The 22,327-nt window shown below is 44.8% G+C and carries 18 protein-coding genes; 9 read left to right on the top strand and 9 right to left on the bottom strand.

All coding sequences use genetic code 11. The features are described 5' to 3' along the window. Positions 1–3: 3 nt before the first annotated feature. From drmA to ACJJIY_RS01610, 3 genes are read right to left on the bottom strand one after another with little or no spacing between them, the layout of a single operon-like run. On the bottom strand, positions 4–3,462 hold the full coding sequence (gene drmA / locus ACJJIY_RS01600) for a DISARM system helicase DrmA (protein WP_445358947.1): 3,459 nt from the start codon (positions 3,460–3,462) through the stop codon (positions 4–6). Beyond that, entirely contained in the window at positions 3,455–4,702 is a 1,248-nt protein-coding gene (locus tag ACJJIY_RS01605; RefSeq protein ID WP_444896124.1) for a DNA cytosine methyltransferase, read from the bottom strand. Before ACJJIY_RS01605 ends, drmA begins: the two co-directional genes overlap by 8 nt. Then, a complete protein-coding gene (locus ACJJIY_RS01610; protein WP_444896123.1) occupies positions 4,699–4,914 on the bottom strand; it encodes a helix-turn-helix domain-containing protein in 216 nt (71 codons plus the stop codon). Before ACJJIY_RS01610 ends, ACJJIY_RS01605 begins: the two co-directional genes overlap by 4 nt. Before the next feature lie 292 nt (positions 4,915–5,206). Between ACJJIY_RS01610 and ACJJIY_RS01615 the strand changes: the two genes are divergently transcribed. The 4 genes from ACJJIY_RS01615 to csrA all read left to right on the top strand — a co-directional run bounded on the left by ACJJIY_RS01615 (position 5,207) and on the right by csrA (position 7,937). Further along, a complete protein-coding gene (locus ACJJIY_RS01615; protein ID WP_444896122.1) occupies positions 5,207–6,040 on the top strand; it encodes a restriction endonuclease in 834 nt (277 codons plus the stop codon). A 219-nt stretch (positions 6,041–6,259) separates the two neighbouring features. Further along, positions 6,260–6,832 carry a hypothetical protein gene (locus tag ACJJIY_RS01620; protein ID WP_444896121.1) on the top strand — a complete coding sequence of 191 codons (573 nt, stop codon included), beginning with the start codon at positions 6,260–6,262 and terminating at the stop codon, positions 6,830–6,832. Then, positions 6,829–7,152, top strand: a complete 324-nt coding sequence (locus ACJJIY_RS01625) for a hypothetical protein (RefSeq protein WP_444896120.1) — start codon at positions 6,829–6,831, stop codon at positions 7,150–7,152. Before ACJJIY_RS01620 ends, ACJJIY_RS01625 begins: the two co-directional genes overlap by 4 nt. 575 nt (positions 7,153–7,727) lie before the next feature. Next, complete coding sequence (gene csrA, locus ACJJIY_RS01630) at positions 7,728–7,937, top strand: carbon storage regulator CsrA (protein ID WP_282931298.1); 210 nt, start codon at positions 7,728–7,730, stop codon at positions 7,935–7,937. 167 nt (positions 7,938–8,104) lie between these two features. Here csrA and ACJJIY_RS01635 read toward each other — a convergent pair whose 3' ends face one another. Together ACJJIY_RS01635 and ACJJIY_RS01640 are read right to left on the bottom strand one after the other, a co-directional pair. Further along, the gene (locus ACJJIY_RS01635) at positions 8,105–9,307 is read right to left on the bottom strand and encodes a serine hydrolase domain-containing protein (RefSeq protein ID WP_444896119.1); all 1,203 of its coding nucleotides are present in this window, start codon (positions 9,305–9,307) and stop codon (positions 8,105–8,107) included. 49 nt (positions 9,308–9,356) lie between these two features. Next, positions 9,357–10,208, bottom strand: a complete 852-nt coding sequence (locus tag ACJJIY_RS01640) for an alpha/beta hydrolase (protein ID WP_444896118.1) — start codon at positions 10,206–10,208, stop codon at positions 9,357–9,359. A 220-nt stretch (positions 10,209–10,428) separates the two neighbouring features. Here ACJJIY_RS01640 and ACJJIY_RS01645 point away from each other — a divergent pair, with 220 nt between their 5' ends. Further along, entirely contained in the window at positions 10,429–12,594 is a 2,166-nt protein-coding gene (locus ACJJIY_RS01645) for a winged helix-turn-helix domain-containing protein (protein WP_445358948.1), read from the top strand. 116 nt (positions 12,595–12,710) lie between these two features. Here ACJJIY_RS01645 and ACJJIY_RS01650 read toward each other — a convergent pair whose 3' ends face one another. Further along, entirely contained in the window at positions 12,711–13,601 is an 891-nt protein-coding gene (locus ACJJIY_RS01650; protein ID WP_445358949.1) for a LysR family transcriptional regulator, read from the bottom strand. 179 nt (positions 13,602–13,780) lie between these two features. Here ACJJIY_RS01650 and ACJJIY_RS01655 point away from each other — a divergent pair, with 179 nt between their 5' ends. Next, positions 13,781–14,905, top strand: coding sequence for an alkene reductase (locus tag ACJJIY_RS01655; protein WP_445358950.1), 1,125 nt, complete (start codon positions 13,781–13,783; stop codon positions 14,903–14,905). Positions 14,906–15,293: 388 nt separating this feature from the next. On the opposite strand, the gene ACJJIY_RS01660 is transcribed toward ACJJIY_RS01655, so the two are convergent. Then, positions 15,294–16,286, bottom strand: coding sequence for a hypothetical protein (locus tag ACJJIY_RS01660; protein WP_445358951.1), 993 nt, complete (start codon positions 16,284–16,286; stop codon positions 15,294–15,296). Positions 16,287–16,732: 446 nt separating this feature from the next. Between ACJJIY_RS01660 and ACJJIY_RS01665 the strand changes: the two genes are divergently transcribed. After that, complete coding sequence (locus ACJJIY_RS01665) at positions 16,733–17,041, top strand: hypothetical protein (protein ID WP_445358952.1); 309 nt, start codon at positions 16,733–16,735, stop codon at positions 17,039–17,041. 116 nt (positions 17,042–17,157) lie between these two features. Next, positions 17,158–17,538, top strand: coding sequence for a DUF5329 family protein (locus ACJJIY_RS01670; protein WP_444934160.1), 381 nt, complete (start codon positions 17,158–17,160; stop codon positions 17,536–17,538). 131 nt (positions 17,539–17,669) lie between these two features. Here ACJJIY_RS01670 and ACJJIY_RS01675 read toward each other — a convergent pair whose 3' ends face one another. Both ACJJIY_RS01675 and ACJJIY_RS01680 read right to left on the bottom strand, forming a co-directional pair. Beyond that, positions 17,670–17,984: a branched-chain amino acid transport AzlD family protein gene (locus ACJJIY_RS01675; protein ID WP_445358953.1), complete on the bottom strand. Its 315-nt coding sequence runs from the start codon at positions 17,982–17,984 to the stop codon at positions 17,670–17,672. Beyond that, complete coding sequence (locus tag ACJJIY_RS01680; protein ID WP_444934162.1) at positions 17,981–18,703, bottom strand: AzlC family ABC transporter permease; 723 nt, start codon at positions 18,701–18,703, stop codon at positions 17,981–17,983. Before ACJJIY_RS01680 ends, ACJJIY_RS01675 begins: the two co-directional genes overlap by 4 nt. A gap of 598 nt (positions 18,704–19,301) precedes the next feature. Here ACJJIY_RS01680 and ACJJIY_RS01685 point away from each other — a divergent pair. Beyond that, positions 19,302–22,319, top strand: a complete 3,018-nt coding sequence (locus ACJJIY_RS01685; RefSeq protein WP_445358954.1) for a DUF2339 domain-containing protein — start codon at positions 19,302–19,304, stop codon at positions 22,317–22,319. The last annotated feature ends 8 nt before the right edge of the window (positions 22,320–22,327 follow it).

Genomic DNA, 22,327 nt, shown 5'->3' on the forward strand with positions numbered 1-22,327 from the left:
GTGTTACTCCTCATCATTCAAGTAAAATGCCGCTGTTGGCTCAACTTCCCGCAGAGATCCGGGGGTAGACCATTGGCCTTCGTTATCAGTACCCGAAGTTTTCAGCAAAACCCGAGCATTGTTTGGTGGGCGCTCGCCGCCTTTCAGCCAGGAGTAGCGCAGCAGATCATCGGCATAATGCGCCCAATCATCACGGCTGGACATCAGGCGATCGTTAACCAGTTTGGCGTTTTTCTTACCCACCAAGTCTGCGGCCCGCACTGTGATGTCAGTGATCATTAGACCCGTAGCAGGCAAGGCAGGATCAAAATTCCGAGCTTGCATTTCTCTCGCCATGTTCTGGCCACCCAGACGCTGCATGGCCGCAAAGACGCCGCGTAAACCGCGATCTAATGCTCGAGACGAAAAAGGCGTAACACTGATGGCTTCCACGTAACGATAAAGCGCTGCATGGTAGCCTCGGAAGTGCTCGTAATGAGAAAGGTCACGTGCACCCAGCCAGTTATACATAGTGATAACCAAACCGGGGTATTTACGACCTACACGACTGGTCGCCTGAATGTATTCAGCGGTACTTTTAGGCTGGCCAGTGACGACCATGAGACCTAAGCGGTCAATGTCTACACCCACTGATATCATATTGGTGGCCAGCAGCACATCGACCGGATATTGCTTGCCCTGCTCGCGCGGGAACTTGTTGTCCAAGCGCTTTAACAAGCCAGGGATACGCCAGGAATCCAGCCGACTAGTCAGCTCATCGGGATCATAAATGTAGCGTTGTGGGAAACCTCGCTGCCGAGATAAGTAACGCAGACGCTTCTTAATGTCGTCTTCCACCAGACGACGAGCCCCCCCCAGTGCGCGAAGACTGTTGAAGTAGCCAACAACTGTTGCATAAGGATCTGCGGCTTCATGGTCATGCGTAATTTCAGCCTCACCCGCTGCCAACAGTGCCGCATAAACACGCACCAACAAGGTTTTGGTACTGGAGCCTGGGGCATTCAATCCGACATAGAGGCGACCGGCTGTTCTGTCATCATCCTCTATAATTTCCTGCTCTTTGGCAAAAAAGGAATCTTTGGAAGACAGGCCACTGGGCGGGAAAATGGCCAAATCACGGTTGTACAGTTGACGAATTTGCTCGCGGGCTCGTCGGATAGTCGCTGTAGACGCAATGATTTTTGCCGGTATCGTTACTCCGGTTTCAACCTCCACCCGAGTTAGAAAATCTACCGCAGTCTCGTATAGGCCGACCATAGTACCCAGTGGGCCAGAGATCAGGTGTAATTCGTCTTGAATAATCAATTCTGGCGGCACCAGTCGGCGTGCTGGCTGATCGTCTTTGACGATGCGCTGATTTAGCTTTTCACCATGCCCGGAAGTTAGATGCCCGTAGGTTGGGCTGTACCTGTCTCGTAAGCCGAAGAGTGATTGAGTCTCACCCTTGAAAGGCATACGGGCAAATTTGTCCACGGTAGCAATGACCAGAGAGGGACGCTCGCGGTAGATTTCGTCATCGACAACAACGACTGGTAAACCATCTCCAATTCCTTTGCCTGTTTCGTCAGACTTTCTCGCACAAAATTCACACTTTGGATTAGGGCATCGAATCAAAGTTCTCAAACGTTCATTATCGAAATCATAGGTTTGGTTCTCTGGCGTCCCTTTGGGAGTTGTCAGTGAGGTACCGCAACGAGGACATGAGACCAGTTGGACTGGGCTTCCAGTATCCTTCTTTGGGCGTTTCCCACTATCTAGTTTTTCCAGTGCGTCTTTCGAGTCTTTAGAGTTATTTGGTGAGGTCGGCTGGCCGACCCATAAGCCAATTTTAAATTTCTCTGTTCCCCACTTTTCAGGGTTTTTCTTGCGTACCAATTCACAGGCGCAGATCAGTGCCGTGGCTCGTTGAAACTGCTGAACTGTAAGAAGGCGCAAGGTATAGCGCATGATGATGGCAACACCAGCACTGGAGTCCAGACCGTTAACATCGCCACGCAAGCGCCGATGGGCCAGTGTAAATGCGGCAAGCCCGAGATAGGCCTCCGTCTTACCACCACCTGTTGGGAACCAAAGTAGGTCAACGAGTTTTCGGTCAGCCGCGACTTTCTCTCCGGCTTTGGGCTTGTTCACCATACTTGCGATGTTGAGCAAGATGAAGCCCATCTGGAACGGACGCCAAGTGCGGTTGGTAGGCTTGTCGAAGTCTGACGGCGTGCCTACGATTTCACCCTTATCACGGTTTCTTCCTGCCCAAATAGCGTAAATCCGCTGATCCCACATAACGTGATTGGAAAACAAAAATGCCTCAAACGCATTTTTTTCATCTCGGATGAGTTCCAGCCCTTCTCGCATTCTTCGGGCGGCATCTTCGCAGGACTCAATAAGCACCTTAGACGTATCAATATTTTCTGGAGTCGAGTTAAAGGGTGCATTCTGCGTTTCCGCTTTTCTATCGGCTACCCATTTCTCATAGGACAACACCATTGGTTCGATAGCTTGGAACAGATCATTGGGCGTTGTGCATTTGCTTAGCTCCAGCATATCCAAGTTAAGACCGGAAATCGCGCCACTTTGGGCTATCAGGCTTGGTACTTCGAAGTTCGGAATGAAATCTGTAAATAATAGGCTGGCGCGGTCACGGGTGACGTTCAGGCCATCCCATCCTGCCGCGACCCCATGCCCAGTAGCGAATTCTTTAGCATCCCGATAGAGCAAATTGGCTGTCGCAATTTCAGGGTCTTTGGATATGTCTTTCTCGAAATCTTTAGCGATGAAGATCGGCCCTTTGTCAGCCCCAAACACCTGAAGTTTTGGTTGCATTAACCATTGTTGATCTTTTGCTTTGTCTGCATCGTCACCTTTAGGTCGGCGGTTTACCAGAAATAAACTGACCGCCTTGGCACCATCAATATGGTGAACAACACCTTCCAGAAATACCTGGTCATCTCCGTCGCCATCTTCTCCTGGTCGTCTAAAGCCATCCGGAGTAATAGTAACTGGCTCGGGCGCATTGGATTTTGATAAGGGAATCGAACTCAGCTTGCCAATTTTATCAACCGGTATGCCCTCTACTAAAACAGACCGTTGATAGCGTTGCCAATAAGTATCACCTCCAGACGTGTCTTTTTCACGGCGATAGTCGCCCCAGGCAGCATTGGCATTGATGGTTTTGGTTTCCTGAGAGACCAGAAAAGACAGCCCCATAGATGAAGGGCTAAAGCCTACGATAAGAGGTGCTTGTGGATCATCTTCCCCATCGTCATCATCACCTCTGCTTGCACCAGGGATAGGGTCCTTCTCATGTTGGGGAATTTCACTACTCAGCGGGGCTAAACGACCAACAATATATCGAGTAGTCGGAAATTCATTTACCGATTCATCAACTGTAGTTGGCCCCATTAACTCACGCTCGAGAACCTCAAGAATTCGTGAGCGCGACTCTCGCTTACTGCTATCAAGCATTGGCTTGTTCCTTCTGTTCACGTTTTTGTGCTCCTGGTCCTTTCCCTGTTCCAGGGTGAGCATCGTGAGCGCCACTTAATGGCAAGTACTTTTTAGGGACTGCTTTTGGTATTTCTGATGAAGGGCAGTCATTTCGTTTTTCAGGAATTAGTTTCAACTTTTTACGCACTCGTTCACCAAAAAACTGACGGCGAATTTCCAAACCAAATAATTCTCCAATTGCAGGAGGGACCGCATTACCAATCTGCATCTGTGCAGCACGTCGGTCACCAGCAAACTGATAGTTATCCGGAAAGGTTTGCAAGCGGGCGAGTTCACGAACAGAAAGCAGTCTTCCTTTCCAGTGGAAAGGCCCTGTTGCTGGGCCAGGCTGAGCCTGAATAGTCCAGCTTGGTTTGTCTTTCGCAAGCTTCAGCAGAAACGACCAAAAACGGGTTCTCCAGCCAAATAAGGGAAGCCCACCCATTTTCTCAGTATGCCAAAGATAATTTTGGCCTTCAGGAATCGTGGGCAAAAGGTCAGCCCATTTGCCCGTGGGTTTAACCTCATCCAGCCAAGTATCAACATCCAAATCGCCAATCGCATCCCACGCAGTTACGTAAGCTTGGCCCTTTTTCTGATGTTTCCCAGGGCAAGAATGGCTTGGTGCAGGCAAGTCGAAGAGCTTACCTTCTCTACTTGCAATAATAAATATACGTTCCCTGAGCTGAGGAACACCGTAATCTGCGCAATTGAGAGCAACAACACAAGGCTTATACTTCGTTCTTTTTATTTTATTTATTCTATTTAACTCACCCACTAAAAACTGTAAACCTTCATCTTTATTGGAGTAAGTGATGCCTTTAACATTTTCAAGCAATATTACTTCTGGTAGAGCCTCACGAACAATATCCAAATAGGCTTTTAGAGTTTTTGCCCGAGGATCAGTCAACCTATCCGTATCACCTGAAAACCAGTATCCTGACTTTGAAAAAGGCTGGCATGGTGGGCCGCCAGCAAGCAGAGTGAGTTCACGAGCTTTTAGACCCGCTTGTTTTAAGAGTTCAGTTGGTGTCAAAAGGTGAATGTCACCAGGGGAGGCCAGGTTCCACTTAGGATGATTTAGCGCAAGAGTTTGCTGTGCCATAGGATCAATTTCAACACAGAGCTTATTGACAAATCCAGAAGCTTTCAGCCCGAGATCTAAGCCCCCTGCGCCACTGAAAAGCGAAATCATGCTCTTTATCGGCTTACGGCTCACTTGCTATTCTCGCTTTTCTGGTATTCAAGAAGCTCGCCTATAGATAAGGATAAATAATTACACAGTATATCTATGGTTTCTAAGTCTACCCGCACGAATGTTTCGTGATACATCCTTGCTAAAGTGCCCCTATTTATTCCTGTTTCTCTGGATACATCTGAAATTTTTAGTTTTTTCTCCCCCATTATCTTAGAAAGATGACACTTAACCATAAACAAACTACCCCAATTAAGCTCTTAATGACCATTTTGATCTCCAGGAGGTTATATTACATGATTATACAGACCCATCAAATACGGTACTGTTACTTTCTTAAAGCTCAACAAACTTCATAGCCCCACATACAGTCATAATTCAAGAGTAACAACGATCAATAGATAACAACTAGAATCATTAACTGAAGCCGCTCTTATAAAATTAAACAATAGTAAAATGCCAGCTTAATATCGCATTCTGACTGATAGTATTTATTCCACTCTGATCCTCTAATAGGGAGAAGAAATAATGCCCAAAAGCTGGATGATCCGCGTTGGGCGCGGTGGTATTTACAGTGAAGACTTCGAGAAAGGCTTTGCCGCAGTGGGTTGGTCGCAGCTGGAAGACCTTAGCCAGTATTCAAGCACCGAGAGTTTGCGAGACGAATACATCAAGATTTACGGCAATGATAAACCCTCGGTCAATGCCAATGCCTTGACCATGATCCTGAAGTTTCGCGATCAGCTCTCTCAAAAAGCCAAAAACTCTCTCGGCTCCACCCTCACCCTCTTCTCCCTAAGCCAGGAAACCATAGAGGCCTTCTTAACCATATTTGAAGGCCGTACGGTAACGCCCCAAGGAGACGAAGCCGCAGAAACTGATAGCGCACAACTCAAAGACGAAACCGTGGCCCAGAGCCATGAGTTAATCAAAGACAAGATCGCCGCACTGCTGCCCGAAGAAATGGACGAATTGGTTGCGGCAATACTGCGCGCAATGGGCTTTAAGGCCAAGGTATCCCCCAAGGGCCCGGATCGCGGTGTGGATGTGATCGCCTCACCGGACGGCCTGGGCCTTACCCAGCCGCGTATTAAAGCCGAAGTAAAACATCGCAATGGCTCCATGGGTGCCCCCGCCATACGCGGCTTTATCGGCGCCCTGCGGGAAGGAGATTCCGGCCTATTCGTCAGCACCGGCGGATTCACCCGCGAAGCCCGCTACGAAGCCGACCGCTCCACCTTCCCCCTCACCCTGGTAGATCTCGATGACTTGGCCGATTTAATCGTCAGCCACTATGAAAGCTTCGATTTGGAAGGCCGGGCACTAATACCTCTGGTACGTGTTTATTGGCCGGTGGACTAAATGAAATCTAATCCATTACTGCAATTCTTAAACCTATGGAAACTGCTAAACCCTTTATCGATCCTTTCATATTTAATAAAATAAAAGAAATGGAAAGTTTATTGTACTTTAGTGCAACTTCACCGCTCAGCACTTTGCCTAAGACATAAATACACATGTACTTCATAGCGGATTAAGTAGTTTTCCTATATCAAGGAAGTCCCAAAAAAGGAGATAGGGGTGGGAAAATCAAAACCTTATGTATTTCAAAATCAATTGAAAACATTGGCATCTATTGAAGATCGAATCAACAATCTCATTGCCCAGCACAGGGACATGAAAGATAAGTCTCAAGATGTAATGTTTAGAACAACGATTGAGCCACATTCTCCTACTGTATATCACACGGAAAGTTTAGGAAAAAAACGCGTAATCTTTGGCGATGAGCAGTCACAAGGTGGGCTAAAGGAAGGGGACTACCTCTTGTCAGAGAGCAACCCTGATTGGGTATTACCAAGTAAAACTCATGGTCTTTCATTTTCCTCAACATTTAATCAAACAAAATTTACTTTAGATCTTTTAGGCAGATTCCAGAAAAAAGGCACAAAGATAAGCGTGGCCTATTGGATTTTAGAGGACAGTACAAGTATACCTAAGGGGCTTGGATTCGAAGTAGACCCAAACAATAGCGAACATTTTTTCCTGGTTGTAACCGAGAAAATGCTCGTATCACAACTTATTGAAAAATTGAACTTAATTTCTCAGAGAATGGCCATAATGAATGATCTAGATCTTGAGGCTTACAAGAAATGATGAAATTTAATGAATACGAAATCACAGCCAAGCAAGTTGCTGTTCATTACTCTAAAAAATTGAAAAATCAATTTGCTGAAAACATAGTGCTCGGCAAGAATGACATTACTTCAGCCGAAGATGCAAAGCGGTTAACCCAGTTTTTTTGGGACATGGCAGACCAAGCAGCTGAAGATTACCAGGCCGACGAAGAGTTAGAGTTTGAAGTAGATCTTGAGAGCTGCATGGAAAGATTAATGAATATTTTCATCGGCTATACCAAAAGAGCAGGCTTTAACCAACAATGGATTGAAGAATCCAATAGGATTAACGGTTCATAGTTCTCATTAAAAGGATCACTATTTTGGGTTCCATTTTCAATGAGCAATTGCCATTCGACAAAATAAACTCATAAAAAATATAGGCGCCAAAATAATCTTATTAGATTTTATTAAGTTTTCTTCAGCGTCAAAGCTGCGTAGAATCGATAGATATTTAGCAATATTTTGGGCCGTGATCAAATCGGCTTCAACAAGCCAGCAGCCCAAGATAAAAAGAACACCGAGAATTTTCTAAAAGACCCACTCTCAAAGGAGAACGGTAGCGTGACGTAAGAGACAGTAAAAGGCGCTGACCCAAGGTGCGGCAACACCCGGGGCCAGCTAACCAAATTGATAGAACAGTTATCAAAATGGCTCCATGAATGGTACGCTAGAAACCCACTCGTCTTCAATAAAAGGTTGCAAATTCAGTAACCTGAGGCGATTCCCAAAGTACTGGGAGTCTAGCGCCCGCCTTTTCTTCTTTTACGCCTACCGTTCTCGCGCCCCTCCTAATGCCCGCAACCGATATTACTTTCCTGGCCTTCCCGTTGCGGGAGGTTTGCCAATGCTTTGCGTCTCATTAGGAAACCAATATGTTGATTTTAAACCGCCGTACAGGCGAGAACCTCAGGATTGGGGAAAACGTCTCAATCACAATATTAGAAGTTAAAGGTAATCAGGTGCGGGTAGGTATAATCGCTCCCAAGACTTTGGCGGTTCACCGCGAAGAGATTTATAGGAGAATCAAAAGACAACAGAGGCAAGACAATGGGGATAAAAAGCAAATTTTCCCAGTAGAGTGAACCCTAACAATCCTGCTTTGGTCCTACCAATTCAAAAACGATAACTACCGCAACCCTTGTGTAATCGAACAATCTGTCCGGCATTTAGGGCTTCCTTATTCCAAAGGCCCCAAATGCTGGACAGGAAAGTTTAACAGTGCCTAGGCAAGGTCAATTAATGTAACAGTTTAGCCAGCTGTACCACTTAATGCAGAAGATACAAAAGCCGGCAAAATACGTTGTTCTATCAAACCCAGGGTTTTGTCATCATCTCTATGGCCGGTGATCGCAATCACCATATCAAGATCTTCTATAGAGATCACATACTGGCCACCACCGCCCCAGCCAAACTTCGCGATATATTTCTTATCGCCAACTTTCAGGGGGGTTCGCCAGAAGAAATAGCCGTATGAGAAGTTGGTATAGTCAAACTCATCATCTGTGGGAACAGCTACTTTTCCGGTGGCCTTAGCAATAAACGCTTCAGGGATTAACTGATCGCCATTCCATCTGCCTTTATTGAGTACCAAGGTGCCCCACTTAACCATACTGCGAGATGTCATCATGGCCCTTGACCCTGCCTGGGGCACGCCGCTGACGGCCTCCTTCCAGTGATAGTTGTCGATCCCCATCTTCTCTAGCAGCTCTTCTTTAATAAAGTCGCTTGCGGAACCGGGAACCACAGCATCCAGCACCAACATTGCAATCATTGGGTCTGAGCCTTGGTATAAGTAGGTTTGTGATTCTGAGGTTATCGGTTTGCTATGGCTTAAATAGATTTGGGCCAGCTTTTTTCCTGTCAAATGCTCTGGATTTTCCAGTAAGGCATCCCGTTTTTTTTCATCAATACGAATTCCAGATTGCATACTCATGGCATGGTTCAATGTCACAAGGTCTGCGCCTTTAACAAGCTTCGTCCTATCCAGCCCTTTCAGGAGGGAAGTGACAGGCTTGTCTAAGTCTTCCATGGTTAAATAGCCCAACTGTATCGCCCGCCCAATCGCCAGGGCTGTATAGGCCTTGCTGGCAGAGGCTTGCGGGTGAGGAAAATTGACACGACCAAGGGAATAATAGGATTCAAATACCAGTTTGTTGTTTTGTGCAATTAGTAGGCTATCGTAGGGTGTATGTTGGTTGGCTGCTATTTCCTGTGCCAGTTTTTCCAAGCTCTCCTTGATGGTATCGATTTCACCAACAGGAATACCGTCTTTTCTATCCGCTGGGGCTGTATCTATAAATGCTTTTTTAAGCTTTGGTATTGATCTCTCCAGGCCTGTGAGGTCACTACCATAGTCGGCCATATTTATTTCTGGAGCATGTAAGTCTCCTGCGCCCGCAGTGGCGCTTATGCCGTACATTAAACCGATTGTGATTAGCTTTTTAATAATCATCTTTGAGCCCAAATTTATTTATAATTAATTTGATTCGATATTCCATTGATTAGTGTTTCAGCTTATCCGCAAGCCAATAAATACTGCGCACTGAAGTCTTTGGAAACGCCGTTGTGTGATTAGCCGATTCAATAACCACCGGTTCTATGGATAAGTTAGCCAGCTTTTGGCTCTTTAACTCACTAACAAACCTTTCTACCGTTGCACCCAGCTCCTTTTCTAAAGCGCCGTAGGCAATAAATACATTGGTTTGTTTTGGTAGTTCTATCAATGGTTTGTTAGGCTCTAATTCAAGACGAGAATCCATATAAGTGCCTATCAATCTTGATGGACTACCGATAATGTAGTTCTGAAAAGTATCCGGTTGACTTATTAAGGCATAGACTCCAAAGAGACCACCAAATGAGTAACCGAAATATGTCCGATTATCTGGATTCGCGCGGTAGTTGCTTTCGATATACTTTATAACGTCATTTCTGATAAAGGCGAGATGCTGATGGGCCTCTCCTTTAAAGGATTCTTTATCGTTATCTTTATTATCTGAGGGTAGTACTGGTTTAAAGTCCCGATATCGACTCGACCATTCATTTTCATCAGCTGGCATACCTTTCCGCCAGCCAATGCCCACCAAAATTGCATCTTCCAGTGCATACTCTGTGGTGGCCGACAGTATTTCAACCGCCCATAAAGCATCTGTATAGTAAATAACCGGATGCTTCTTAGTATCACTCTCCTCGTATTTCTCAGGCAGCTTAATAAACAGCTCGTATTCTCTGTTATTGCTGGAGTCCTGAATGGGTATTACTTGGATTGTGGATAACTCCAGGGCCTTATGCTCACCTGCTTCAAGGGCAGCGATAGGTAGCAACAGGAGAAAGGCGACTAGTAAACGCTTTTTCATATCAGTATTTATACCGTTATATGTGATCGGAGAAGCGTTCAATCTAAACAAGGAGCCTATGAAACACCTGAAGTGCCCCTGACTTTTGAATGACTTTGTTCTGCTACTATAAAGTGCTTATTTATCAATAACTTACAAAGTCTGCTTTAGCTGTAATCAGGGTTTATGCTAGTATCCATTGCCAAAATTTAGCTCATATTTTGTTCAGGTAGATACATCAATGACTTCACAATATTGGGTGGGTGACTTCTTTGTTGATTTATCCAGAAACCAGATCACCCGACATGAGCACTCGCAAACTGTCCCCCCAAAAGCCCTTGCTGTCTTAACCCACTTGGCAAAACATCAGCGAAAAGTGGTGAGCCAGGATGAGCTACTGTCTGAGGTCTGGCCGGATACAATAGTCACACCCAATACGCTGCAAAGAAGTATTGCGCAACTTAGAAAAGCCTTTGGGGAAGATCGGAAGCAGCAGTCTTATATTAGGACCCATGCGAAACAGGGTTATAGCCTGGAATGCGATATTGTTTGGCAAGATGGTGATTCTATTCCACAGGGTAAGACAGCACCGGAAGAGGAAGCTCCCTCCCCTACTCCCCCTGAGCATGAAATAGATATAACACCGGTTAATCCAAACCACCAAACCCAGACGATCAAACCAAATCGATTTCCAATCTTTGCACTTGTCGGGTTGGTATTATTAGTATTTGTTATATTTAAACACTCTCCGCCCGAGCAAAGCTCTCAGCTTGTATTTGATCGATTACAGGCGGTAACTGCAACTGACCGTAAAGAGTTTAGCCCTTCTTATTCGCCTGACGGTGAATATATTATATTTAATCGTTACTTAGATAAGCTCTGCGTTAATAAAATCTGGGCCAGAAATATACATACCCAGAAGGAAACAGAGTTAACTCCAGAATGGGGTACTTATGGCCGCCATACACTATCACCGGATGGCAAGAAACTGGTATTTATTTCTGAAGAAGACTGCACCATACCGCTAACCCAAAATACTTGTTACAACCTGGTAAGCCTGGATTTTCAAAAGGCATTAGCCAGCCCACAGCAGCCAAATGTATTAATGCGCTGTAGAAATTCCGCGATTAAGAACCCGGTATGGCTAAATAATAATGATCTCGCTATTTTGCACAAAGAGACTGACCGTTGGCGGTTGATCAACTATTCAGTCAAGGATAATGCCAGTCGGGTTCTTTATGACCTGGAGAATGGAAACCTGGCCTATTTTGATTACTCAATTAGTGAAGGGTTAATAGCCGTAACCAGCCATCATCAAGATGGCCAGCTTTATATCGATATGCTGGATTCCAAAGGGGCGCTTTTATCCAGCCACCCGATAGACTATCCGGATGAAATCCCCCAGCGCAGGACCATATCCCCTAACTTTTCACCGCTTACAGATGAGTTAATCTTTAGCACAGGACGGCGACTCTTCTCTCTCACTTATGATGGAAAGGTCAGTAAGCTTGATTTACCCCTGGATCAGTCTGCCAGCTCGCCGGAATTCCACCCAAATGGGCAGAGGGCACTTCTGATTAAGGGCCGATACGATAGTGACATTGCATCAATACCGCTTAACCAACCTGAGTCAATCGATACACCTTCGGAGGAAGATGTCAGCGAACTCTACCCAAGCACAACACGGTCGATTTTGGGAGAAGATGATGGCATTTTCCAACCCAATGGCAACTTGATTGCGCTTACCTCCAGGCGCTCTGGTGAGGACCAGGTGTGGATAACTGATGGCAGTGATTTACAGCAAGTCAGCCAGTTTCCGATGGATACCAATATCTACGGTATTAGTTGGTCTGCTGACGGCCAAAGCATACTGGCGAGTGCCAATCAGATACTGGCTAAGATCTCCCTGGACGGTAGCAGAGAAGCCTTCTCACTAGCCCATCCAGTTGACCGACTGTTCCAGTGGGATAGTGTGAGTAACCTCGCACTGTTAACTCTAACGGTGAAAGGTGTTACAAAGTTTGCAGAAGTAAACCTGGATAATCTTGAAGTGAGTAGTATCAACGATGCACAAGTTAACTGGGCCCAGCGAACCGAGGATGGCCGGCTAATCTATATGGATCATATGAACCGCTTCTGGCAGCCCGGCCCTGCGGAAGACCAGCTTATTGAAGAGCTGATTTATCAGGGCAGTGAAAAAAGGTTTGTGATCAAAGAGAATGTGATTTACTCAATCAATCGAGATGACCAACTGTGGTCATACGATCTCAGCACTGGTGACTTTTCTATTTTGAGAGCAGTGCATAGAGATATCGATTATTTGACTGATATTAATCAGGAAAACCTAATGATTACCTATGTTGTTGCCGCTAAAAAGGAAGTTGCGGAGTTATTCTTACGGGAATAGAAATATAGCCTATTTTAGTTTTCAAAAATAAGATGGCTAGCTATAAACCATCTTATTTCCCAACCGCGATTTAATTCAAGATATTACTCTTATTTTCTATCAACTAAATTGCATGGTTACTTAAAAAGTTTCATAAGCTGTTCAACCATCCACATATGAAGCTGGCTATGGTTAGATCGACTATGCCATGCTGCTATAACCTCAAATTTTGGTGTTTGCGTGTCCAACTTAAGGGGAATAACTTTTTTATTGGGTAGAAGTCTTGAGGGGTAAAACGCAATTGTGTCTGTCGCAGCAATAATATCTGGAGCGGCGGAAAAGCTGGGTATCGACATAACAATATTGCGTTTTAGCCCCTGCATCGCAAACCACTCATCGTGTGATCCTTTGAGGTTTGCCCGTGACGGTGAAATGATCAGTTGCGGAAGCTCGGCCACGTCTGCCAATGTTAATGACTTACTCTTCAGTGGAGACTTTTTTCCCGCTATACAGACATGTTGCTCCTCAAATAGCAATTTGTATGGCAGGTCATCCGGGATGAAATCAGGAAATGTGAGCGCTAAGTCGATCTCACCAGCAACCATTAACTGATTGAGATTATCTGTTTCAAAGTCCCTGACGATAACTTTAAGTTCCGGGGCAGATTTACGGACAACCTCTAATAGCTGGGGCAGTACCGATTGAATCGCGTAATCCGTGGCACTAATACTAAAAATCCCTCTATAAGTTGCCGGATCAAACGCTATTGGGGTTAGCAGTGACTCTACATCCTTCAAAATGCTGCTGACCCTGCCTCCCAGCTGCTCAGCAACAGGCGTAGGGACCATACCGTTGCCTTGCCGGATAAACAGCCGGTCATCAAACACTTCTCTCAGCTTACGCAACTGTTCGCTTATCGCTTGCTGGGTTAACCCCACCTTTTCGGCTACCCGGGATAGATTTCTCTCTTGAAGCAGTGCTTCCAGTATACGTAGCTGTTTTAGGTCCAGGCGGCTTATACCATTCATAGTTGTAACCAAGACAAAGAGTAGTTGTTTCAAATTGTATCCTTGCACCTCTAGTATTCCCACCATCACAAGGCACAGCCAAAACTGGCTGGGGCTATTCAGTTGCCCTTATCACCGCTGCTTTTTACCTGTGTCTTTTCAAACACTCACTGCAGTCAGTTTTTAACAGGAAGGTCATTATGAAGAACGAGTCACTATTCAGTGAGATCAACCTGGGCCCCTACACCCTGAAAAACCGTATTGTTCTGCCACCCCTGACCCGATCACGCAGTAGCCAGCCTGGAAATATTGCCAATGACTTGATGGCTAACTATTACTCACAGCGTGCTGGTGCTGGGTTTATGGTTACAGAGGGCACGCAAATCGAACCCAGGGGCCAGGGCTACGCTTGGACACCCGGAATCTATTCAAAGGAACAGATCGAAGGCTGGAAAAAAGTGACCAAAGCCGTGCACGATCAAGGCGGTATCATCTTTGCCCAGCTATGGCACGTTGGGCGTGTATCCCACACTTCATTACAGCCTGGCAGCGCAGCGCCCGTTGCACCCTCTGCTATCCGCGCAGACGCAGTTAAGGTATTTATCGAGACAGGCCCAGGACAAGGCGCCCTGGCTGAACCCAGTGAGCCTCGTGCGCTGACAACAGAGGAAGTTAAAGAACTGGTTCAACTCTATGCCCAAGCCGCGCGCAATGCGATGGAAGCTGGTTTTGATGGTGTTGAGCTACACTGTGCAAACGGATACCTTGTGAACCAGTTTATTTCAGAACATACCAATCATCGCGATGATGAGTATGGTGGTAGTTTGGAAAACCGCCTGCGTTTCCTTAAAGAAATTGTTGCAGCGGTATCAAAAGAAGTTGGCAGCGAACGGCTCGGTGTTCGGTTTGCACCGCTTTTCGAAAGTACCGATGAGGATAGAGTCTACCTTGGGCTGGTAGAGAGTGATCCCCACAAGGCTTATATCGAGGCTATCAAGCTGCTAAACGAAGCTGGTATTGCCTATCTGTCTCTGGCCGAGGCGGATTGGGATAACGCACCGGATTTGCCTGAGAATTTCTATCGAGAAGTACGTGAAATCTTTGGCGGACGCATCATGTATGCAGGAAAGTATTCCCCCGAAAAAGCTTTGCGGGTGCTTGACGCAGGTCATGGAGATATCTTTGGCTTTGGCCGACCTTTTATTGCCAACCCGGATCTACCCACACGTATTCGCAATGAATGGCCACTCAACCCGGTTGATCCGGAAACTATGTATGGCGGTACCGAAGTCGGATATACGGACTACCCTCTATACCAGCCGTGATCTGGTGTAGATTGGGCTCGTTCATTATGAATTGCTAGCTGTAAGTGGCATTTCTATAAATATTTCTAAAGTCTATCAGCGCTATTTAAAAGACATAAGCGCTTATTGATTAGAAATAGATAGCCTCAGAGAATTCTATTTTCTGGGGCTTCTTTTTCCAGACTACTCATAAGAGATAATATTTTTAAGCCTTAAAGCTATACCTTTATCTTATGCAAACACTCATTACCCTGGAAAAAAAATAGATTTATATCATCAGGTCGATGAGTAGACCGAACTAGACTTAGGTAAAATGTAAAACCCGAGAATTTAATAAGCCTCAAGTTTACAAGTATCTTAAGGCACCGTAAAACCATCAATATTACTAATTAGTTATATTAGTATAAGATCAAGCAGCCTTCTTTGATAAAGCTACCGCAATATTACTTATCGCAACTTCCATAGAAACTTTTCCATCCAAGTAAGGCTTCCAATACTTATCAAGAAGTACTTTGTAGTCCCAATGCCCGCTATACAGGCCACGTATTTCGGCATAAGGTACATACTCAGAGTCATCCTCGGATATCACTTTCTTAACTATTTCTCCAACGGTATAGAACTGTATCGGATGCCAAATTCCTTTATGATTGTCCAGCCCCAACCGACTAAATTCTTTATTAATGACTCGCTGCAACTTACTATTTCGACCTACTCCATTAGCATGAGAAATTTCATGGAAAAACATCTCAAACGCATACCAGTCAGTATATTCTGAATAGGTACTATTAATAATCGTTTGAAAGCTTCTCCCAGAAGTGGTAGCGCCCTGGCGCATTCCAGGTTTGTAAACAATATTTACCGTATGCTCATCAAGAACCAGCTTTTCATCAAATAGCTTTTCCAAGCTACTAGAAACCCTATCTCCATAAACATCAAGTTTACTTTTCAAATTCTGGTACCAATTAAGATTTCTCGCTTCATGAACCGGCCACAACTTGGCTTTATAAATAGTTGTGAGGTTATTTAAATGTGTATATAGAATATTTTCCACAGAACCTTGCTTAACGGCGTGATGTGATAACAAGAGCGCAGTTAAATCTGAAATCTCAGAATTAGACCTGATGATATGTATGTTTTTGCCAGCGCCATATTTCCTATACTCGCCAATTACAAGGTCAAAAATCTCTTGCTCCTCAACAGAAAGAGTTCGCCCCTCTTTTAAATCATTATGTAAATCTTTATCTCTAGCTAATTCATATAAATAGAGGTGTAAATTTAGTAACAGCTCATTTTTAAATTTAACCGAATGCCAATTTTTCACTCCATTGACAACTGGCATCTCAGCAAGAACAGAACAAGACAGAGCGAAAATTACTAAAGCTAAGAATAAAAGTCGAAACATAACAATAGTACCATTTATTTTTAGTATATTTATATTTCAGAGATCATCAGATACTAATAAAAATACATAGTTCAATGTATTAGCCAATATATCAATTCTCTAGAACTTAATCTGTGTGGATATTCAAAAGCCAGCTTAAGCGAAAATAGCTTATATCCTGCAGTTAACACTTTTCAAAGCTATCTACTTTAACCAAAGAGGTACTTTCACCGGCAATACTTCGACTAGCAGGCTAACTTTCAACCAAAAAGATGATTAAATAGGCAGTTAATCGCTTACTCCTATTGTTATAAAGGCCACTTGCAGGACTCGTTGTTATTCCTCATGTAAAATACCTTAACCAAGTACACTGTACTGTTTTAAAGAAAACTACAATTTCCAGAGCCCAAAAAGAAATGAAGAATCTCTTGAGCATTATTACACTAGCCCTTGCTACCACTTCTTGTATGAAACTCGAGGTACAGCCTGGCAACGTTATCGGGGACACTGTAGATGCGGGTAAAGAGGCGTTCCAAAGCATCAAGAGAAGCCGTAATGGTGAAGAAGAGAGAGACTTTTCTCACAAAATCAGCTACGATCCGACTGCCTCTAATGCAATCAACATCACCAACTGCAAGAAGGAAATGATGGAGGTGATTTCTGCCTCTGAACTTACCGTCTCACAAATTTTGACTGAATCTTCTGAAGTTATTGGAGAGGAAGATAGCAAGAGCGTACAGTGCGCTGCAAAAGTTGTAGTCACTAAGAACGCTTAAAGCGCCGAGCTGCTGGCCTTGATATATAGTTCTGGCATAGAGCCCCTCTTGACCCTATGCCAGTTCTTGGCCCGCTAATGAACTCCCCTGATACTCCATAGCCAAGGAATGGAAAAATGGTTAAAAGTTTCTCAACTTTACTAACAACTATCTCACTAAGTATGCCCTCCACCCTGGCTCAAGCAGATACACCTATCAAGGAAATAAATCACCTAATAGAGTTTGTCTCTACCTCAGAGTGTACCTTTATCCGCAATGATAGTGAGCACACCAGCCAGGAAGCAGTGGAGCATATGGAGAAAAAATATAAGTATTTCTCCAACAAAATTGATAGCGCGGAAGATTTTATTAAGCTAAGTGCAACCAAGAGCACCTTTAGTGGCAAGCCATATCATATTCAGTGTACCGATAAGCCTAAAGAAGCATCCCAGCAGTGGCTTTTAGATGAGCTGGCACGCTATCGTGACTCAGTTAAGTTAACTCCTGATAACACTTAGACCATTAATAGCAAGAAGAGCAAATTAATTTAAACTGACAGCTTAATTTACCATCAAAATTTGGCTTAACCTAACTTCAGCCTACTAAACTTGCTGCCGAGTAGCTTTCGCTCTAAACAGTTAAAGCTCTTTCAGCTAAAAAAGAACTTCATCAATGAAAATGCAAATATGCTAAGAAGGACAACGGCAAGGGTATTCTTAATCACGCAGCTTACTAAAATAGTAAAGAGACCTGCAACAAGGAAGGGGTTAGCCAGATCGGAATTGGAAAGCTCAACCTCTCCAAATACGATTGGAGCAGCCATTGAGGTCAATATACAGGGTGCAGTAAATCTTAAAAAACGCTGAGTATTATTGTTTAGCTTTATTGGAAGATTATTTACAAAAAAAGCATAACGCATGTAAAAAGTAATGGTAGACATTGCTAAGATTGTATAAATACTCATACCTCTTCCTCCTCGGCCTTGTCTTCCAATAGATAACCTATGCACATACCCATCAATCCTGAAAAGAGTAACCCATTGGGTACTGCAAAAATATGAAACATTACAGAACTTACTGCCGAAATCAAAACAGCTATAAGAGTAGTCCTAGATTTAATATTTGGAACTACCATAGCAATAAAAGTTGCAGCAATTGCAAATTCCAATCCAAGCGCTTCTAAATTTGGAATACTCTTTCCTGCAACAACGCCTACAAAGGTGGATAAATTCCATATTAAGTAGAAGGTAAATCCGGACATTAGCGCATATTCAAACGAAAAATATCCAAGTACTCTATTTTTATTCTCTGCAACTGCAAACATTTCGTCTGTAAGAAGAAAGGCAAATACAATTCGCTTGTATATTGGCAGCTTTAAAGCTTCACTTCTAAAAGTTGCTGAGTAGAGTAAATGGCGAGAACTTACAACTGCTGTACTACCAAGAATAGACGAAAGTCCACCGCCCACACCAATAATGGAAAGAGCCGATAACTGGGCTGCCCCGGCAAATACTAGCAAGGACATTAGCTGTGATTCTAGTGGACTCAAACCCATTTTAATCCCTAGAGAGCCACAAAGAATCCCCCAGGGAATTACAGCTATTGCTAATGGCAAAGTATCAAGTATTGCTGCCATTACAAGTGAATGCGGTCTTTCTGTGGGAATGGCTCTTTGAACATCCATAATAATTACTGACAACTTTTACAATTTGGGAATATCTACTGTTCTACCTGATACAAAATCACAAAGTTACTTGAGGGATACACAATCGAGCATATGAAATTGACAACAACAAATGATTAACAACATGCGATATCTAGATCTTTGAAACCTAGCTTTCATATTTTCCGTGAAATATTTAAAGATGTTTAATCTTTTATCTGGTGGAACTTATATATTTTGAATTACAGGGGGTCAAATGATTTTTCCACATTGAAATATTAAGTGCAAAAAAGTAAAAATATAGAAAAAGTAGTTTTGGTAAGCGCTATACAGTGAAAGAACTATCTTATCGAGACCTATCAAGTTTCTTGGTTGAGTGACAACAAACGATCTCCCCTGCCCCAATCACCGTAAAACAGACAGAACAAAAATAGCAATCTTCACTGTACTTAATCTTCCTACGATTTTACTAGTTGCCAATAAGGCAGTTAGCGAACACTTACCTGAAAAACAGTGATACATTTATCAAAACTAATTGAATAGATAGCCACAAACCTATAAATACTTGTTCCCTCAGTCAGGCCCAGGTAGCCTCGGAAAAAAGCATTTAGAGCAAGTTATGGAAAGTGAACTGCAATCACTTCGCGCGGAACTAGCCCTGCTGGAGAGAGACAATCGCCGTCGCATTGAGATATTCGAACAGCGGTTATCGGCTCTAGAAGCGCAGATACAGCAAGATACTGTGGATCAGTTGGCAAGTCAGCTCCCGACAGTGGATGAGCCAGAAGATGAGCTATCCCAATTGATGGGTACTCATCCCTCCAGATCCCCGTCGATAGAGCAACCTACTCCCCCTCCTCCTGAAACTCCAACCCAGCCTGCAAGTACTATTACCACTGCTTCTGACACAGCCAGGAAGCCTAGTAGACAGGCTAAATGGCTATCTGAGGAGCTACCGAGTCTATTGGAACCTGCTCTGGAACCCATTAGCCGAGTATGGGGCTCCCTGATGAGTTTCTACCGGCACTACCAAAGCCAAGGGAAGGCTCCTGTCTTCTTTATGACCGCTGCCGGTATCCTGGCGCTGGTGTTTGGCTTTGCTTACCTGCTGCAGTTTTCCTTCAATGCCTATTTGGGGCCTGTAGGTAAAGTGACTTTGGGCTTCCTGGTAGCAGCGACTACTACTACTGGTGGGGTAATGTTCAGGCGGCGCATGCCCAACATGGCGGACTACGGCTCAGGACTGATCGCTCTCGGGGTCATACTGCTTTACTTATGTGGTTACTTTGCTGGGCCTTACTATCAGTTGGTTCCGATTCCCATCGGCGTAGGGCTGCTTGTAGTAACTACCGGAGTTGCTTATTTACTCGCCCTACTATTCGAGACCCGGGTTGTTTCCATGGTGACTCTGCTGGGTGGAGCCACGATGCCCTTGGTGGCCAATCATTTTGATCCATCCGCAGTTATTTATCTCAGCTACTTGTTGGTACTCGCGCTCGCAATGTTGCGTTTGTCCAAGTTGATTCAATGGCCTCAGCTGGCAGTGGTCACCATGGCGCTCAGCGCAGGGATGTTCGAGTTTTCAGTCGCAAACCTGGGCGAGTCTAGCTCAAACTGGGGCCTGTTACTGATACTGCATGGTTTCTTCTATGGGTTTACCCATTACATACTGGGTGGGCTTAGTGGCAAGGAAATGGATAGGAGGCGCCTCGGTTTGCTGGTAGCAAACCTGGTGCTATTTATTCATATTAGCTGGTCTCTAGCACCCACTGCTAATGCACTAGGTGTGGTTTGGTTACTCAATCTAATACCCTGGGCCGCGCTCGCCATCTACTCACGCCACCTGTTCGGCTACGATGTTAATAGTGCTTCGGCCCGCAGTATCCTCGCAATGGCTTTACTCCATGGGGGCTTGTTAACAGGCCTGGCAATTCTGGCACTTTGCAGCCCTGAATTTTTGGGCATTGTGTGGTGCCTGGAGGGCCTCCTGCTTATTTACCTTGGAATACATTTTGGTTTTGTCAGCGTGCGAACTGAGGGCTATATCGCTCTAGCCCTCGCCGGCGTAACCTTATTCTTGCAAGCTCTCATATGGGCGGCTGAGAGCTTGGTTCCTGCTCCACTACTATTATCCTTAGAGGTGAGTGCAGGCTGGACTAACTGGCTGACCCTCAGTGCTGGGGCCTTTGCGCTCACCCAGCTATTACGCCGTAGTGCCGGTAAAATCACTCCAGCAGAACAACGTTTCACTTATATCGCAGATAATGCTTTCGGACTGCTTTTATCTGCGAGCTTCCTGCTATCGGTGGGTATTATCTGGCCGCAAGGGATGTGGTTGCTGGCACCACTGCCAATGACTTTCCTGATCTGGCGTAGCCAGCGCATGAATTCAGCATTTAGCGAGTGGCTCGGTCTCTGGCATTACCTTCTGTTGTTTGTCCCACTGTTAGCCAGTGCATCGGTTGTAGGCAACCTTCATTTCTACGATCAAATCCCCTACGGAAAAATTGCCAGTATTGAAGCTTTCCTGGGACTTTGGTTGCTTGCGGAGCTTTATCACCAGCTGAATATACAATCACCAGGGCAGAAGCTGGCATTGGCACTGCGTAAACTCTTTTACGCTTTACTGCCCATTATTGCCTTACCTACCATACTGTATAAAGCCAGTGACTACTTCACTGTTGCTATGTGGTTCTCGTGTGGTATTGCCTTATTCCTCTACACATGGCTGCGGATGGAACATCTAAAACAAGAAGTTCGCATTTTGATTTCTGCTGCAAGCCTTATCACTATCGGCGGTTGTCTTCTACAAGAGTTTGTCAGGTGGCAGGGCAAGGCGATGGAGGGGCTATTACTGGGAGTCGCCAGCTTCATAGGGCTCATATGGCTTGGCCAGGGCTTAAAACGATATCCCGCAGGTAGGGAGTGGCAGCATGCTATTCACTGGGCGCTGAAGCCTGTATTCCCGCTGGCTTTCTACTATTTTGCGGCAGTGCTGATAGCTGTCAGTTACACTTTAACTCATGACTTTGTCCTGTCATTACTACTCACCCAGCTCTATTTTGGAAGCCTCTTTTTCAGCCAACCCAAGCTGGCACCAGTACGCAACCAGCTTACGCCCTTCTACATGCTGACACTGGGTATTTTTGAATTAATCACACTGAGTCAAGTCGGAGCTGTCATTGTGAAATCGCACAATGCAGAGTGGATTGGAGCCTATAACCTGGCCTCTCTTGGCATCGCTGTCCTGCTGGTTTACCACAAAACCCTGCCTACGAGAGCCGTTTGGTCTGGTCATCGAATGGCAAATATGTGGCTGGTGCATGTTACCGCGATTATTGTTTACGTAGCTCTACTAGCACAGCTATTTGATGCCATGTGGCTACCGGCAGTTTCTTTCGCTCTCGTTGTCCATGCAACCCTACTATTGTTCCAAACATTAAAGCCCGAAACCCAGAAACTACTTAAGTTGTCACTAATTATCTACGGCATAGCTGCACTGAAGATTGTGCTCTGGGATATGCAGGACTTCTCACTAATACAGAAGATAGTCGTTTGCATGTTAGTGGGATTGTGTATGCTGGGGGCGGCCTATCAATACCAGAGATTCCTACCAAATAAAAGGCTGCCTGAATAGGCAGCCTT

This window comes from Microbulbifer maximicatervae (SeqCode), assembly GCF_052468155.1.